The 15,409-nt window shown below is 42.0% G+C and carries 18 protein-coding genes and 1 pseudogene; 6 read left to right on the top strand and 13 right to left on the bottom strand.

Going from position 1 to position 15,409, the window contains the following annotated elements; all coding sequences use genetic code 11:
- Positions 1-43 precede the first annotated feature (43 nt).
- Positions 44-583: a MobV family relaxase gene (mobV, locus tag ACLFKQ_RS29940; protein WP_449003258.1), complete on the bottom strand. Its 540-nt coding sequence runs from the start codon at positions 581-583 to the stop codon at positions 44-46.
- 458 nt (positions 584-1,041) lie between these two features.
- Here mobV and ACLFKQ_RS29935 point away from each other — a divergent pair, with 458 nt between their 5' ends.
- The 4 genes from ACLFKQ_RS29935 (at position 1,042) to ACLFKQ_RS29920 (ending at position 3,848) form a co-directional block, all read left to right on the top strand.
- Positions 1,042-1,545: a hypothetical protein gene (locus ACLFKQ_RS29935; RefSeq protein ID WP_449003257.1), complete on the top strand. Its 504-nt coding sequence runs from the start codon at positions 1,042-1,044 to the stop codon at positions 1,543-1,545.
- A gap of 155 nt (positions 1,546-1,700) precedes the next feature.
- Positions 1,701-2,402 (top strand): mobilization protein, encoded by a 702-nt coding sequence (locus ACLFKQ_RS29930; RefSeq protein WP_449003256.1) that lies wholly within the window; start codon positions 1,701-1,703, stop codon positions 2,400-2,402.
- The gene (locus ACLFKQ_RS29925; protein ID WP_449003255.1) at positions 2,389-3,210 is read left to right on the top strand and encodes a DUF6753 family protein; all 822 of its coding nucleotides are present in this window, start codon (positions 2,389-2,391) and stop codon (positions 3,208-3,210) included. Before ACLFKQ_RS29930 ends, ACLFKQ_RS29925 begins: the two co-directional genes overlap by 14 nt.
- A gap of 131 nt (positions 3,211-3,341) precedes the next feature.
- Positions 3,342-3,848, top strand: a complete 507-nt coding sequence (locus ACLFKQ_RS29920; protein WP_449003254.1) for a hypothetical protein — start codon at positions 3,342-3,344, stop codon at positions 3,846-3,848.
- A 383-nt stretch (positions 3,849-4,231) separates the two neighbouring features.
- Here the strand turns inward: ACLFKQ_RS29920 and ACLFKQ_RS29915 are convergent, their stop codons facing one another.
- From ACLFKQ_RS29915 to ACLFKQ_RS29870, 10 genes are all read right to left on the bottom strand, one after another.
- Positions 4,232-4,564, bottom strand: coding sequence for a type II toxin-antitoxin system PemK/MazF family toxin (locus ACLFKQ_RS29915; protein WP_449003253.1), 333 nt, complete (start codon positions 4,562-4,564; stop codon positions 4,232-4,234).
- Positions 4,558-4,800, bottom strand: a complete 243-nt coding sequence (locus ACLFKQ_RS29910; protein ID WP_449002738.1) for an AbrB/MazE/SpoVT family DNA-binding domain-containing protein — start codon at positions 4,798-4,800, stop codon at positions 4,558-4,560. Before ACLFKQ_RS29910 ends, ACLFKQ_RS29915 begins: the two co-directional genes overlap by 7 nt.
- A gap of 238 nt (positions 4,801-5,038) precedes the next feature.
- Positions 5,039-6,124, bottom strand: a complete 1,086-nt coding sequence (locus ACLFKQ_RS29905; RefSeq protein WP_449003252.1) for a hypothetical protein — start codon at positions 6,122-6,124, stop codon at positions 5,039-5,041.
- 65 nt (positions 6,125-6,189) lie between these two features.
- Complete coding sequence (locus ACLFKQ_RS29900) at positions 6,190-7,200, bottom strand: hypothetical protein (RefSeq protein ID WP_449003251.1); 1,011 nt, start codon at positions 7,198-7,200, stop codon at positions 6,190-6,192.
- Positions 7,201-7,955 (bottom strand): IS5 family transposase gene (locus ACLFKQ_RS29895; protein WP_448998612.1). Its coding sequence is split into 2 segments (ribosomal slippage): positions 7,201-7,632 and positions 7,635-7,955, totalling 753 coding nucleotides; the frame shifts between segments, so codons are not numbered across the junction.
- Positions 7,956-8,057: 102 nt separating this feature from the next.
- On the bottom strand, positions 8,058-8,519 hold the full coding sequence (locus ACLFKQ_RS29890) for a helicase HerA domain-containing protein (protein ID WP_449003250.1): 462 nt from the start codon (positions 8,517-8,519) through the stop codon (positions 8,058-8,060).
- A gap of 54 nt (positions 8,520-8,573) precedes the next feature.
- A complete protein-coding gene (locus ACLFKQ_RS29885; protein WP_449003249.1) occupies positions 8,574-10,145 on the bottom strand; it encodes a hypothetical protein in 1,572 nt (523 codons plus the stop codon).
- 84 nt (positions 10,146-10,229) lie between these two features.
- Positions 10,230-11,372, bottom strand: coding sequence for an IS4 family transposase (locus ACLFKQ_RS29880; RefSeq protein WP_448998311.1), 1,143 nt, complete (start codon positions 11,370-11,372; stop codon positions 10,230-10,232).
- 84 nt (positions 11,373-11,456) lie between these two features.
- The gene (locus tag ACLFKQ_RS29875) at positions 11,457-11,930 is read right to left on the bottom strand and encodes a hypothetical protein (protein WP_449003248.1); all 474 of its coding nucleotides are present in this window, start codon (positions 11,928-11,930) and stop codon (positions 11,457-11,459) included.
- A gap of 594 nt (positions 11,931-12,524) precedes the next feature.
- A complete protein-coding gene (locus ACLFKQ_RS29870; protein WP_449003247.1) occupies positions 12,525-13,397 on the bottom strand; it encodes a hypothetical protein in 873 nt (290 codons plus the stop codon).
- 233 nt (positions 13,398-13,630) lie between these two features.
- On the opposite strand from ACLFKQ_RS29870, the gene ACLFKQ_RS29865 reads away from it, so the two are divergent.
- The gene (locus ACLFKQ_RS29865) at positions 13,631-13,984 is read left to right on the top strand and encodes a four helix bundle protein (RefSeq protein WP_449003246.1); all 354 of its coding nucleotides are present in this window, start codon (positions 13,631-13,633) and stop codon (positions 13,982-13,984) included.
- Positions 13,985-14,017: 33 nt separating this feature from the next.
- Here ACLFKQ_RS29865 and ACLFKQ_RS29860 read toward each other — a convergent pair whose 3' ends face one another.
- Both ACLFKQ_RS29860 and ACLFKQ_RS29855 read right to left on the bottom strand, forming a co-directional pair.
- Entirely contained in the window at positions 14,018-14,353 is a 336-nt protein-coding gene (locus ACLFKQ_RS29860) for a helix-turn-helix domain-containing protein (protein WP_449003245.1), read from the bottom strand.
- 2 nt (positions 14,354-14,355) lie between these two features.
- Positions 14,356-14,700, bottom strand: coding sequence for a type II toxin-antitoxin system RelE/ParE family toxin (locus ACLFKQ_RS29855; protein WP_449003244.1), 345 nt, complete (start codon positions 14,698-14,700; stop codon positions 14,356-14,358).
- A 214-nt stretch (positions 14,701-14,914) separates the two neighbouring features.
- Between ACLFKQ_RS29855 and ACLFKQ_RS29850 the strand changes: the two are divergent.
- A pseudogene (locus ACLFKQ_RS29850) lies at positions 14,915-15,409 on the top strand (integrase); the annotation flags it as partial.

Raw genomic sequence — 15,409 nt, 5'->3', positions numbered from 1 at the left:
GCTTATAAAGCTAGTTTGGGCTTTGTTTGGGCTTGATTTTTGTTTAAGTACCGTTAATTCCTCGCTCCAATCCTAAAGGAGACATCGCTTGAGCATAACTATCTTGAAACTGACTCAGCTTTTGCCGTCCCCCAAATATACCGCGACAGTTTAACTTACCCCGCTCGTCTAGGGGAACAAAATAGGCATGAATGTGAGGCGTAGATTCATCCAGGTGTAGCTCGGCTCTGACAATGCGATCGCCATACTCAGTATCCAGCCATCCCTTTACTGCCTGCTGCCAACTTTCTAATTTTTCTGGTTCGTAATATCCCGCTCGGCTGGGAGCTTCGGGACGAAAATATTCGGGGCTGGCTGTCAACAGCATCTCCACACACAACACGGCGTTTTTACGAATTGTTTGTTCGCCAATTCTTTCTCGAACTACCTCATTTAATCTTCTTCTATCCCCTTCGCCGATTAACCGAATGTTAGTAATATTTTTATTAGCATTTATAGTTTCTCGCTCTCGATTTACGTGAAGTTCTGAAGAGTTAATATTGCCTGCCTTAAGTTTGGCAATCCGCGCGATCGCATAAGCCATTATTATTTAATAGTGAAATAGTGATTATTCTTCCCAGTTATTGTTTAGCTGAGTCACGGGTAATTTATCTCTATTGTTTCGACGGTCGGATCGTTACCTTTAACTCAGGGGGTGTCCAGAGGGGGTTTCCCCCTTTGGCTCACTCACAATTTTAGAGCGCAGCGAGGTCGTCAGACCAAAATTGTGTAGTGAGTACAGAAGACTTGCTCTTATCGACACAAATAATTTACAAAATCTACTTGGAAAAAGAAAACGCTTTCTCCAACAGATTTAAGTATATTTCGAGCTAAAATTTGTCTTTTTTTTAAATATACAATAAATTTTCTCGATTCAAAGCTAGTTCCATAGGAAAATACATCACTTATCAGGTTAAATCTAAGTTACACATAACTACATCTGTAATCAAAATTCTCTATACAGCTACGTAGCTAACAAAACAAGTAATCAAACGACCCACGATGTCAGAAAATAGATGCAACCAAAAAATACCTGTTGCTCGATTAGAAACTACAATCGACAAGCTGGATAAGCTACACAAAAAAACCAAATCAGAATTTACTTTACGAGAAACAATTTATCAATTGAGACATAAATTGAACAGTGCTTTGAAAAAGGGTTATAGCTATGAAGATCTAGCTCAAATACTAGAGTCACAGCACATTATAATTTCGCCAAGAACCCTACAGCAGTACTTGAGCGATACCAGAAAAAGATCGGCATCAAAACCTAAACCTTGCTCTAGTGTTTCAAACAAATCGTTGACAAAACCAGCTAAAGACAATACATCTAATTTGGATTCACCAAGTACCAGTACCAAACAGACCAAAAAAGCACTTCCTAGTAATCAAAAGTCACTCGCAAGCCCCGCCTTTGCAAGGCGGGGCTTGCGAGTGACGTTGGTCAAATTCAAAAACTACATCTTCAAACTTCACTACAGATACGGAAGAAAAGATAGATCGTAGCAAATCTGCGCCCGACAAAAGTATCAAACGTAAATTCACGGGGCTATCTAGTTCAACCGAAGATTTAAGCAATGAATTCAATCAGTATTGAACACAGACTTCGATACAGAATTAGCGAACAAAAAACTAACAAATCTAAATCGATAAAAACACTAATGCCTACAATACATTTAATAGACGGCGAGAAAGGCGGAGTCGGCAAATCCTTCGTCACCAGAGCAATGATTCAGTATTGTCTCGATCGCAGTTTGCCCTTCGTAGCGGTAGAAACCGATCGCTCTAATCCCGACGTAGCTGGAGTATATAAAGATATCTGTAAGTATGCCGTCTTGAGTGAAGATGAAAAACAGGCGGATAAGGCAGACCGAATATTTGAATATGCTGTAGATAAACCAGTAATTGTCTCCCTACCGTCTCAGGTACATAGAGCAATGAAAGCCTGGATCGATAGAAATAAGTTATTGGAGTTAGGTGATGAATACAAAGTTAAATTTGTGAAGTGGTTTGTCTGTAACGGTGAATATGATTCTGTAAATTTGCTGATTGCCTCACTTAACTGCTATGAAAATCGAATTGCTCATATATTAGTCAGAAACTTTGGATTATGCGATGAATGGTCGCAGGTTGAATCTGACCAGAATCTGCAAAAGCTGATCGAGAAATACAAAGTCAAAACGATTGATTTTCCCAAGCTGGGATACAAGGAAAGATATCTAATCAATCAAAAGCGGTTGCAATTCGATGAAGCCAAAAGGCATAAAGATTTTTCTATTTTAGGCAAGCAACGAGTAGTTAATTTCCTCAATGCTGCCTACACTATTTTTGACAACGCTGGGGTGTGGCATGAATCTATCTAATGCCAGAGCTAAAGAGGTTTTGGAGTTGTGCTTGGCTAACGAAGACCCCGAAATGCGCTCATTGGTCTATGAAATTATCAACGCCAGTGGATTAGATCCTAGCGATCCCATGTTTCTCGTACTGGCTCTAACGGGTCAAATACGGGTTTTCCTGGAAGCTGCCCCGACAGAGTTACGCCAGCTTTTGCTCGACTGGAAAAAACAGAATGCTGAAAGTTTGGCAGAGATAACCAATGCTGTTTCCGAGACCAAACAGACATACGCCGAACGGGTAGAAGCGACCGAGCGGGCTTTGGAGCGTGTTAGCTTTCAATGTGTATCTAACATCAAAGAAGTGGGGATGGCTACTACCGAGGCGATCGCCGAAGCTAATAGTGAAACGCTAGAGCGAGTACAACATCTCAAAGCAGAAATAGAGTCGTTGACGAAACAGCTCGAATCTCTTCAAGGCAGTATCCAGCTAGCTCGGCAAACGGAGCGAGAAAATATGACTTCTACGGTCGAAAAATTTCAGCAAACAACTCGCGAGTTACATCGAGCAAATGTAGAGTTGAAAAATGCTATCTGGTCGGCTAAGAAATTTTACCAACAGACATCTTGGGCTAGACGTGCTGAATGGTTTACGCCTTTATTTGCCCTGCTGATTGTAGGTATAGGTGGGGGGATTACAGGGGGATGGCTAACGTCTCGTTATTTTAATTCACCCAGCCAGCAGCTAGGGCGGAGGCTTGCCGAACTGAATCGGCAACGGCTGTTTGAGTGTATGAATAATAATGATACTCAATGTACAATTCAGCTCGCTCCTTAAATTTAATGTCAACATTTGTTGGACTATAGATAATTTTTTGATGAACATAATTTAGGTCAAATTCGCTCGTTATATAATCTTAAACTGGGAATATTTTTAACTTTTTAGATTTGGAATTAATATTTTGATATATGAATAAAAAACTCAGCGATATTATTACCAATTGCGAATTAACTCTATCGGAAGAAGATAGCAGAAATATTACTTCTGCTCTAGGAATAAAGGATTTAAGGAAGAATCCTTCTGAAGAACAACAAATAAAATTTACACGAGTTTGTAATTCGATTAAGGAAGGCAAAACTATCGAACAGGCAATATCAACTGTAGTAGAAGGGAGAAAAACAGATAGCCAAGATTCTTCAATAGATGATATAGATCTTGAAGCCATTATTACCCATCAGGCAAATTTAGCAGCCGATGCTACTTTATCTACCCTACCCAATATTGCTCAGTCTGAAAGTGCAGTGCTCAGACAGAAATTTGTGCGGCATTTCAGAATTCACGTTCGGGAGCACCTGCAATCTCCCGAATATCAGAAAGCCTTTATAGCACAGATTGAGTGCCTGGGGGAGTTGCCGACATTCAACAACAGTACGACGAATACAGCCTTGCCCAGCAGTTCGTCTTCCAGCAGTTGATTAGTTTTTGTAATGAGTTTAAAGAGGCTCAACTACTCAAAGAGAAAAACTTACAGCTTAAAGCCTCAGAATCGAAGCAAAAACAGATGGAGAAGATGATGTTCTGGGAGCAAATTCAATACTTAATCTGTTCGGTAAGCACCATCTCCTTGTCGATTATTTTGGGGCTATCGATAGGTATTTTCATTGGTATCAATGTACCTAATGGTGCTGGGTGTAGTAAGCAAAATTTGCTCTGTGGTTGGCTGCGCTTGCGCCAGCCAAAAGTTAATCTTACTGAGAATTAATTGGTTTGCAGCTTATCAATTTTACAAAAATGTTTTAAGCGTATAATATCGCCTACTGCGATCGCAGATTTTTAAACCTTTAATTATTCGTATTTTCTAAAATAGAATAGGTTTGAGCCTTCGCAAAACATCTTGCAGAAGCAAATTCGGACATTCACAGATAAATTTTGCTTCTCTAGCTCTGTAGTCAAGAGATCTTATTTGGTCGCACATAATGACTCCTTTGACTGCCAAATTATCTGGTATAGAAACGTAGAAAGGGGTTTTTCGTTCTGTAGTACTAACGGGACATACTAAAGCAAAGCCCATTTTCTGATTAAACTCGGTCTTGCTAACCACTAAGGCGGGGCGATGTCCTTGCTGCTCGTGTCCCGTTTGCGGATCGAAATTAAGCCAGACAAATTGACTACGTTTGGGAATATCTACCAAATCTCATCTCCTTCTGGCTTTCCCCAATCCACCTCTGGTTCTGGTGGTTCGATTACCTGCGACAAAAGCTCGTCTAACGATAGTTCCTCTAATTCTTCAATCGGTTCGAGGATGATCCTACCGTTGTCTTCTGTAATAGATAGACGATCGTTAACCTTTAAGCCTAAAGATTGTGAAATATGTTTTGGTAGTCGCACGGTAAGAGAATTACCCCACTGCCCAATTTGGCTGTTCATGAATATCTTACAACTAGATTGTTTAGCATAATATGATATACATAGTATATCATTTACCCCAAGCTAACCAGAAAGTTTTAACAACTTGATGTAGAAATAAAACTAAAACCAGAATCTTCTACCCAGTCTCCAAACATCAAGCGATCGCGGATCTTTAAGAAAAGGTTCTTAGCTGTAGATTTAGTTTTCTTTAAGTCGAACGCCGAACGTTTACGCTCGTGTCAAACGAAAGTAAATCTTACTGATTTAAAATAGCAGATAAATCTTGGAAGAAATTATTATCTGTTGAGGCTGTTATGGCATCTAGGTCATTTTGTGCTTCGCCATCTTTATCTCCATCGCTTTCGACTGTGTTATCCTGTGCTGCATTATTCTCAAATAAACCAGGTATGTAAATCCGTGTCATTCCCCGTCTACTTCTCAATCTCTGCCGCTCTTCTTTTTCAATTAACTGTTTAATCTGTAATTCTTGGTTGCGATCGATTTCGGCTAATTGAGAGTTCTGGTCGGCTAAAAAAGTCTCCATGTTCTGTTGTCTTTGATTAGAGATAGTTAGCTGTTCGTTCAGTCCGCTCATTTGCACGCTATTATAGATTTGCGCTTCTCCTAACAATGCCAGTTGCTCCGATACTCCTGCGTTTATTTCGGCTACATATTGATTTTGAGCAGCCAGAGCTTTTAAAACATCCTGAGAGGCATTAGCTGCCTGAGCTGAAGCTGCTTGTTCTGCGCTCGATTCGGCATAGTCATAATTATCGAGCGCTATATCTTTGGCAGTTTGATAGACTTCTGCTGTTGCTATTTGAGCTTGGGTAGCATCTGTTTGGGTTTGTCCGATAATCTTGTTTTGTTCGTCGATCGCCTCCTGTCCTTTCTGACCGAAGACTATTTGCGATAGACGGTCTGAGAGCTGCGACTGATGAGCATCGGCTGCTTCAGCCTGTAGAACCACTTCTTCTGGAGACTGAGGATTGCTGTAGGGACTTTTATCGTTCGTACTAACGCTATTAGCCTCCTCGTGCGGGTCAATTAATCCTACTGCTCCCAAGGTAGTTAAAATTGCATCTTCTAGACTTCCTCCATTAATTTCGGCAATTACTTCTTTAGTCTGGTCGATTATCGGATTAATTGTCTCAAAAACATCCTCAAAAAAGCTTTCTATCGGACCGGGATTGTTTTCCATCAGTTCGATGAGATCGGGTTCTCCTTCGACTAGAGAGTTGCCACTTTCAGTTTGGGCTTTGACGGCAAGCGGAGCGAGCGAAATTAGAACGCTACCTAGACCCAAAACCAATACTTTAAAAAACTTTAAGCTGCCAATCAAACGAACGTTCGCTCCCGCTTTTAATATTCTTTGCTTCTTGTCTCATAGTTTATACGCTGTTTTTATCACTGGACTCTAAAGTCTTTCGCCATCACAAAATCTAGAGATAATCCCTGTCTTTTGGCTCTGGCATTGACTTTGGCAAATGCTTTCAGCCCTTCAATTTCATCATCGTACTGCGCCATAATTTTGGCTCTGGCTGCCTCTTCATCGGGGTCGGTCGCGCCCAAAGCTAGTAACAAATGGCTGGGGGGATGGATAACTTCTAGGTGTTGGTCGCTGCGCTTGAGGTACCAGTATGATTGCAGCAGTTCCTTGCTGGGTTTAAAAGCCTGGGTAGTGTAATACTTGAGCAGTTCGGGGTAGAAATCGATACTCTCCATCTCCGCAAGTGCGGGGCTTTGAATGTAACCGCAGAAAATATTGTCTAGATTTTTAAAAATTTCCTGACCCGAAATAGAATCTCGAATAGTGGTAATTTCCTGGGCAGCAATCAAAAAGTTACAGCCCCACTTTCTGCCATGAACGGGAATGATGCCCGTTTCTCTGGCAAAGAAGGGAAACTTATAAAGAATCGTTCCCTCATCAATTCCTAGCAAAGAACGTTTGGCAGAAAAAGCACCGCGATAGAGGGCATTTAACCCCGACATGGCGTAGAGCAGCGAATCTAAGTTTTCTGCTACATCAGTCAAGCCAATTACGAGAACGTCGGTATCCGTGTTGAAGCTACTGATGCCGTTAATCGATCTACCCAGGGGAGTCTTCAGGATTCCCCGTAGCTGAATTAAGATTAAGTCGATAGTTTCCCGCGATAGTTCCGAATTGGTTTCCGCCTTGCCCTTGATGTAGTTTCTAAACCACTCCTCGGCAAAGTCAACGAAATTTTCCAGGATGGGCATTTCTCGATAGGCTTGGCTACCATAACCTCCTGCGATCGCCCGTTCGTATCTTATCTTAATCTCCTCTGAGGAGTGGAAGTCATAGTAGCAGTCGGTCAACAGGGAGTTGACTAATACTTCTCGGTCTGGATTGTTAGAGATGCCGATAACAATTGCTACTAGGTTCTGTTGACACAATTAACGCAACCAAATTAAAGCCGAAGCAAATTCGGCAAATCCCAAATAACATTCGTCAGTTTTGTCAAAACGGCTGAAAACGCGACGATAGTATTTAAGTTTGTTAAAAAAGCACTCAACTAGATGTCGCTCCTTGTACAGATGTGAATCGTAATCTCTAGGGTTGAGGCGACCAGAACGAGGCGGAATCACGCCTTGAGCACCAGTTTCCTCAATCAAGACCACAAAAGCATCACAATCATAGCCTTTATCGGCAATTACCTGTTGAGCTCGATAACCAGCCACCAATGCCTCTCCTTGACTGATATCGGCGGTTTGCCCTGGAGTCAGAAGCAACCGCAGCGGATTGCCCAACGCATCTACCACAGCATGTAACTTGGTACTAAATCCGCCACAAGAACCTCCTAAAGAGTGTTTTTCTGACCCCCTTTTGCTCCTGCTGCACAGGGATGAGCACGAATCATGGTGCTATCGGGAATTAAACTTTCTAAGTCAGCAGAGTGGGACATTTCTTGCAAGAGACGATGCCAAACTCCCTTCTGACACCAACGCCGATATCGTTTGTAGAGGCTGTTCCAGTTGCCAAAACGTTTGGGTAATTCACGCCATTGAGCACCTGTGCGAGTAATCCAGAGAACCGCATTCAGAAAACGACGACAAGCTTTGGGGTCTTTGATACGGATGTCTTGTTGGTGGCTCAGAACAACGAAAATTTGCTGCCAAGCAGAATCGTCCAACTTAACACGAGATTTCATGAAGAATTTTTTGACTAAAATCAGCAACTTCAGGTACTTTCTCATCTTTGCCTCTTTACGTCAACAGAACCTAAGAGACGAACGTGGGATTTAAAAGCATCGTTACCACCGCTCTCTTCGATTTTGCTCGTCGGTAGCACTCCGCAAATCGGGCATTTCAATGATATTGATCGTGTTTTTCCGCACGTCATGATAGGCAGCTTTCACCCCCAACTTTTGCAGTAGGGGAATCAATACGGTGTAGGTGGAAGTTCCATCGGGGCGGGGAAAGTCAAACAGGACTACTCGCTGGTCGTAGATGACATTCTCCAGAATTGTCTCTAAAATCATGTTGGATTTACCCGCTCCTGAAGTGGCAAAGATTCCCGTATGATTTTTCTCATTGGCAATATCGAGATAGATGGGAGTGTTTAATTCTCTAGTCAAGAACATCATCCCCTTCTGGTTGAGCTGCTGGGTTTTCATCAAGGGAATTGTGGGAGCAGCTTGAAAACTGAGGTACTTTTGCCGACGGTGGTTGGGTTTGGTCAAAAACGCTTCCCATTCAAACGCCCAGGTCTGCATCCAAACGTCTTCGGTATAGTATTGAACTTTCTCTACCGAAGCCGAGGGAATTTGCTAGCAGAGTTCGCTAATATCCTGCTCCAGAGTTTCTAAATTGTCCCGATAGAGCCAAATCCCCGAACTGACCCAGAAAGGAATATGATTGTCTTCTAAAATATCGCGAGCTTCTAAAGCTTCTTCACGCTGCCTTACTGCCACCACGTCAACCGTCTTCTTGGACAAAGCTAGAGCTTCCCGCTTCATTGAGTCCGAGATAGTGCGATCTAACAACAATCTTTCATAGCCACTGCGATCGGCGGTCAATTCGGTTACTACCCGACAGTCGGTAAGGTTTTTCTTATCGGCGACGATATTCCACAGATAGCGCATATATCCCAGAGACACGCTTCCTCTTTCCAGCGGAAACTTCTGAATCTGTCCGAGCCGCACGAAGGCTGAATATTTTTTCTTACTTGGTAGGTAGGCAAAACCGCGATCGAAGTGGGGACATACCGCAATCCCCGCTTGGGGCTGAAACAACGCTCCCAAACTGTGAACCGCAGAATTGATGACGGGACTTCTCAAGCCTAGACGGTCGTAAACAATGTATTGGGGAACCTCAATTACGGGAGGTTGGTGTAGCTCCAGATAGTCCCTCGCCCAAAGATCCCTAACGCTCATCGCTCTGGCTCGTAGACCGAACCCGCGATTGCTGGTCAGAATGTTATTAATCTTTTGAAAAGCGTAGTTGTAGGCTGCGTCAAATACTTTCTCCCAGGAGGCTTTAGAATCAAACTTTTTACCCCTCAGCATTCCAATTAGAGGCTGAGTCTGTGAGAGAAAATCATCCAGCCAATTTTGCTTGATTGCATAGTCACCCCCCAAAGTGAGTCGATATTTGGCAAAGATAGTCAGTTTGTTCGACTGCAATCTACCCTCTCGATCTAGCTCCTTGCCTCTTTTGGCACGGGATTTAATAATTTCTTGACTGAGAAGATCGAGATCGTCTGAAAAAACACTAGCCTGCCGTTGTAAATACTCTTCAAAATCACTAGATACATCCTGATAGATTTTCAGATCGAGGTCTTTGGGAAGCTGGTTGAGAGCATCTGTGATTGAAGATAAACTCGACTCTGCTTGGCTCGCAGTCATAGCTGGATCTAAACCAGCGACGCTCCAGCCAAAGATAATCATCAATTGAGAACCCCGACGCAGCAAATAAAATCCAATTTCTCTACCGTCCAACTCGATCTGTCCGTAGGTTTTGAGTAGGAATTTCTTCTCTATGTGATGAAATGTTTTTGGTTTTCCTCTAATTTTGTAGGTGGTAGCCATTTTTCTGGTTTCTTTGGGTTGGGGAATTCCCGCCCTGTTAAAATCTACTTCTACTTCCTCGGCGATATATTTATTCGGCGATCTCAGTCTCTCAAAAAATTGGCTGGGATCATTTCCCGTCAATGTCCATAACAGACCATAAATTACCAGAAATATAATTAGTCCTTGAAAGGGATTGACAAAAATGAAGGGAAGACAAAGTACTAAGATTCCACCAGCGAAGGGAATTTGCTTCGGAGTGATAAAGCCAAATCCCAGAGCCGTGCCAATCGTGCTGTTGACACGACCGCCATTCAGTTCTTTTTCTTGCATGGTTCAGAGCGACTTAGCCACCAACAGTAGGTGCGGTAGCAGTTCCTAACATGACCGAGGTGACCTGAAGGGGTGACAAGGGAGCTAGAAAGATTGCTGGATAATAAACATAGCTCGTAGACCCCTCTGGTAAAAAGGCAGCTTATTGAGATTGAGCCACATCAATTTGTTTATCCATTCCTTCATCAAGGTAAATGAAACCAGCCAGCTACTACCATATAAACCAAGCCAAAAGTAGCTGTTGCGAGTCAAAGATTGTTTAATTTTTCGATGGCGACCGATGTATTTAGACTGACCTCGAAGGCTAAGAGTATGTCCTTTGAACACCGAGTGAGTGTAAGCAATGGCGATGAGCAAAACTAGACGAGTAAGGCGTTCAATCTGAGCTTGCGACCCCTCGAGATTGTAGCCACCTGACTTGCAATCTTTAAACATCGCCTCAATCCCTACGCGCTTTTTATAGGCTTTGACAGCTTCAGGTAAATTGGGTAAATTTGTCAGCAGATACCAGGGTTCCTTTGCCCCCATGCCTCGGTAAATACGTCGCCAATAGACCCCTAAATAAATCCCCGAAACTTGATGCAGTTGAGTGACTTTAGTTTCTTGATAAAACCGTTGGTCTCCTGGATTAACGTCTAGGTCTTTTAAGGGAGTAAAACCTAATTGAGTTACCATTATCTTCGTACTCTTTCTCTGTCGAAGCACAAAGTAGACCTGCTGCTGGGTCAGCCACTTAGCTAGTTCAACACTCTGGAATTCTCTGTCTCCTAAAATAACGATTTGGTGTTGTTTAAACAGCTTCAATACTGGACGTAATATGGCTTTTTGTTGAGCGAAGTTACTGGCTCCTTTCTTCTCTAGAAACTGCCAGTATATAGGCAAAGCTCTTTTCGCCATCACTACTCCAACCATGAACAGATTTTTATCTTGCCATTGAGTTCTATCTAAGACTAGATAAATTGTCTGGTCTGGCAAGAATTTCTTTTGAACTACTTCTTTGACTATGGGAAACCAGACTAACGAAACTGATAAAGCTGAGGACTTCAAAAACCTTTGGATTCGGCGACGACGGCTCTCATATTTAATTGGTAAAGGGAAGTATGCAGCTAGTCTTTCTATCTTTACTTGTTTGTAGGTCTGGATAAGGTATACCAGCACTTCCAAAGTAATTAGTTGGTCATCACTCAGATAACGTGAAAGATGATTGCGGTACAATTGGTTTAACATTTTTTAGGGTTCGGTCGGATTCTCAATAACTGACCGAATCTTTTTTACCATAGGTTGTCTCTGTTCCCTACACTGTCTGACTTCTCACAGGGTTGTCACCCCGTCAGCCGAGGTGACGAAGGTTGCTCCACCCGCAAAGATTAAAAAGCCAAATACGGGATCTAGCACGGTGGCGATCGGTTGTCTTTGATAGCCGACCTGATAGGAAACAGTTCCCAAAACACCTAAGAATCCCAGCAACAAACCGACTGTCAATAGTCCTACTACCTGGCAGATTAATGCGCTTAGGGTACCGCCGCCTACGCCACCAAAAGTAATGTTGGTAAAGACCTGATCGACAAAATTAGTTACCGCAGCAAATAGCCCAGTGTTGGTACAGGCACCACCGGGAGCAGCTTGAGCGAATGCTGGTTTGCTTACCAAAGCAAATAGTAGCGCGTGGTAACAAGGAATTACCCATTTATGTTTGCCTAAATAAGGCTTGAGAGCACGGAAAAAGAGAGTAAAAAATCGATGCCCAAAACAATGAAACCATCGTAATACCAAGTTGGTTGCCATTTACCAAAGCCAGTACCGTAACGATCGCCGATGAAATCGACCAATGTGGCATAATTGCTTTAATCTGTGGAGGAAGCAAATTAGCCCACCAGATTTCAAACGAATTTGATTGAGGTGTTTGTTTAGCTGTTTTAGTTTTTGGAGTTGGTTGTAAGTACATTATAATTAGCTGAATAATAAAAAGAGATTTATGTCACCAGTAAGCTACTGAGCGAATTGCTTAACTGGTATCAACTAATTTATTTCAGCTTTTCTATTGATTGGGTAAAGCTAGAATCAAGAAAAGCGACTGGAATATGAATTTGAGAGCAAATCTCTATCTATGTATCGATGATGTTTGCTCTCAAATTCATACGTACCATTGCAGAGTTGGAGTTTAGACGGAGAACTGAAGATTTTGAAACATCTTCTTCTCGGTATATATCTCCAACTCAATCGCAGCATTTGGTCACTAACTGCTCAATATCCTAATATGAGCCAGAACTAGCCGAATTAGATGAACTCCAAACATTCATTCGTCGCAATTATTGAGCAACACCATCGATGCTGCAATAGCATCATCAGCCCAACCAACTTTCTTGGGGATTTTAGTCTTTAATCAGAACCACTATTATCCTGAAGCGTTCCATATTGTTCTTCTAAAAATGCCAACAGCTTTGACTCTAGAAGCCTCAAATAGGGAGTTTTGAGCTTTGCCAAACCATTTAAAATCCAGAGTGCAGCTTCATCCAACTTACCTGTTTGATGGAGCTGAGTCATGCGAATTCCTAAGTCTTCCATTTGTCTGCATTCGTCTGGCGAATATTTTAATGACTTGAGATGCTCCGAGCGCAGTATGTATTCATTGTCCCAAGTAACAACCAAACAGCTAAATTCATAAACTTCGCTCACAATACACCAACAGCCACTTTTACCCCGCAGTTCGGGGTTATCTTTGGCTATAATCTGACAAACTTCTCCTACCGATAGAGCTATCGGCGGTCGCTCTCTATCTTTGATCCGCTGCACTACCTCTTTTACTATCCTTCCTGGCGGTACTTTCCCTCCAGCCTCTTCTACCGCGCTTATCCAAGCTTCGGGTTGCTCATCTAGTTCTAGTTGACTTAGAGGTTGTATTTGACCTTCTTTGGTAGGCAAAATGTGGAAAAATTTTGCACATTTTTCCACGAGATTGTCGTAAATCAATGCAGCTTCAATCATTTGATAGGGGCGACGGCGTGTATAGTTAAAGCGATCGCGACAGTAATCTTCAAAAGTCGCATGGGTAGAGCGATAAAGCCTACGATCCCTTAACTGCATCAGCGCCATGCCAGCTTCATAGAATGCCCGTTCGACTTTTCTTTCTAGGTGCAGGCGATCGCCTTCTTCTTCTGTAGTAAGAGGAGCGATGGGTAATACTGCTAGTTCGCTACTTTTACTTGAAGCAGATTTTCTTCTCTTTTGCCATTGCTTTTTCGAGCGCGCCATCTATTGTTTCTCCGATGATGCTGGAATTATTTTACCTCGTAGGCATCGTTAACTCGACCGCCAAACGACGACACTCAATCACGAAACTATAGGGGTTTGAACCAAAAATAGCTCTTGAGAAGCAATGTTTCCAAAAGCTATTTTTGGGTTGGTAACATAGATTTTCTTTAGTTCGTATTAAATTTGTTTTAGCTTTAAGCTATAAGCTTTAGGCTATAAGCTTTTTTAGATCTATGCAGGATTTCACACAGTTGAGGGTTTGGCAAAAATCTCACAATCTTACAATTAATATTTACAAACTTACTGCTCAAATGCCTTCTGAAGAAAAATTTGGTTTGGTGAGTCAAATTCGTCGAGCTTCCGTTTCTATTGAAAGCAATCTCGCGGAGGGCTGCGGTAGAGACAATGATAGAGAAATGGCTAGATTTGTCGATATCTCTATGGGCAGTTCATTTGAACTTAGATGCCAATTACTTATAGCAAGAGATCTGGGTTACATTAATTCAAAGCAATACCAAACATTTGAATCCAAAATTCTTGAAGTAAATAGAATGCTTGGAGGCTTGCTCAAAAAGCTTAGAGCTTAGAGCTTGTAGCTTATGGCTTTTGAAAAATTAAATCTATCCAATTTCAGCTACCTCAATCAAAGCTTCCCCAGCCTGATGGGTAGAAATTTGAATAGTGACTTTCTTTTCAAGTTTGTTTAGAAACCCAAACAGACGAGCTTCGGAAAATAGATAGTATTTGCCTTTCATCAGGTTGGAAACTTCTGGCTGTTTGACATCGAGCAGCTTGGCTATTTCTTGCTGTTTTAGATTTCTACTTTCTAAAATACGGCGTACGGCAATTCCTAGTTTGGCACGAGTAAGAAGTTCTTCAGCATCTTCTAAACCCATATCTGCGAATACATTACCACTGCTTAAGGTGAATTCAATTGGTGTTGTATCTTCACTCATTATTAACCCTCCTTCGATCTCTCAACTGCTGCTTTAAAACGTTTCTTGATTAAGTCAATATCTTTTTGCGCTGTTTTAATCCCTTTAGGAGATTTCTTCTGAAACGCATGAAGTACATAAATGCAGTTCCCAATTTGCACAGCATATACCGTTCTGTAAGTATCAGAATCAAACCGCGTTACAATCTCAAAAACTCCACTACCTACCCCCTTAAAAGGTTTAGCATTGTTTGGTTTATCTCCTAGCTGAACTTCATAAAGAGACGAACCGATATCCTTCCTTACTCCCTCTGGAAAGCTTTTTACTTGTTTTAAACTATCTCCCATCCAAACAACGGATTTTTCCATTTTATAAGTAGATACTTATAATTTTATTATTGATATTATACTCAACTACTCATCAAGTAAAAAATTGTGATTCTATAATGTGCAAAAATTTTACACATTTGATTTGTGATGAGGCTCCGTAAGCACGAGCGCGATCGCTCTAACCCCGACCGCTAAGTCGATCGCAAACGAACTCAAAATGGGAGAATGATTAAGAAAGTGTAAAAAGCCTATTGTGAGTTATCTGCTCTATTCTCAAGCAGAACAGCTAAAGCTACATGAACCCGTTCCCGTTACCCTTCATCCCGCAGCAATTTACCTTAGTTCGCTTTCAGAAGGGTCGCGTCGCACAATGCTATCTTCCCTCAATGCGATCGCCAGTTTGTTGACCGAAGGGGAATGCGATGCTTTTTCTCTCGATTGGTCCAAGTTACGCTACCACCACACCGCAGCCGTAAGAACTGCCCTCAAGCAAAGACTCGCTCCTACTACTACCAATAAAATGCTGGTTGCTCTGCGTCGTGTACTTACCGAAGCTTATCGCTTGGATTTGATTAATGCAAAGGACTATCACAAAGCAGTTGACATATCTAATGTTAAAGGAACGGGTAAATTAAGGGGTCGGGCTTTAACTACCTCAGAAATTGAAAATTTAATCGAGTGTTGTTACGAACAGGGAGGAATCGCTAAAAATCGTAATATTTTGGTTAAAACTCCATCAAATCAATTA

Source organism: Myxosarcina sp. GI1(2024), from assembly GCF_053543375.1.
This window is presented reverse-complemented; position numbering and strand designations above follow the sequence as displayed.

Coding starts and splice junctions, on each gene's coding strand:
- mobV (WP_449003258.1), bottom strand. CDS start 583: ATGGCTTATGCGATCGCGCGGATTGCCAAACTTAAGGCAGGCAATATT.
- ACLFKQ_RS29935 (WP_449003257.1), top strand. CDS start 1,042: ATGTCAGAAAATAGATGCAACCAAAAAATACCTGTTGCTCGATTAGAA.
- ACLFKQ_RS29930 (WP_449003256.1), top strand. CDS start 1,701: ATGCCTACAATACATTTAATAGACGGCGAGAAAGGCGGAGTCGGCAAA.
- ACLFKQ_RS29925 (WP_449003255.1), top strand. CDS start 2,389: ATGAATCTATCTAATGCCAGAGCTAAAGAGGTTTTGGAGTTGTGCTTG.
- ACLFKQ_RS29920 (WP_449003254.1), top strand. CDS start 3,342: ATGAATAAAAAACTCAGCGATATTATTACCAATTGCGAATTAACTCTA.
- ACLFKQ_RS29910 (WP_449002738.1), bottom strand. CDS start 4,800: ATGAACAGCCAAATTGGGCAGTGGGGTAATTCTCTTACCGTGCGACTA.
- ACLFKQ_RS29890 (WP_449003250.1), bottom strand. CDS start 8,519: ATGCAGACCTGGGCGTTTGAATGGGAAGCGTTTTTGACCAAACCCAAC.
- ACLFKQ_RS29885 (WP_449003249.1), bottom strand. CDS start 10,145: ATGCAAGAAAAAGAACTGAATGGCGGTCGTGTCAACAGCACGATTGGC.
- ACLFKQ_RS29880 (WP_448998311.1), bottom strand. CDS start 11,372: ATGTTAAACCAATTGTACCGCAATCATCTTTCACGTTATCTGAGTGAT.
- ACLFKQ_RS29875 (WP_449003248.1), bottom strand. CDS start 11,930: ATGGCAACCAACTTGGTATTACGATGGTTTCATTGTTTTGGGCATCGA.
- ACLFKQ_RS29870 (WP_449003247.1), bottom strand. CDS start 13,397: ATGGCGCGCTCGAAAAAGCAATGGCAAAAGAGAAGAAAATCTGCTTCA.
- ACLFKQ_RS29865 (WP_449003246.1), top strand. CDS start 13,631: ATGCAGGATTTCACACAGTTGAGGGTTTGGCAAAAATCTCACAATCTT.
- ACLFKQ_RS29860 (WP_449003245.1), bottom strand. CDS start 14,353: ATGAGTGAAGATACAACACCAATTGAATTCACCTTAAGCAGTGGTAAT.
- ACLFKQ_RS29855 (WP_449003244.1), bottom strand. CDS start 14,700: ATGGAAAAATCCGTTGTTTGGATGGGAGATAGTTTAAAACAAGTAAAA.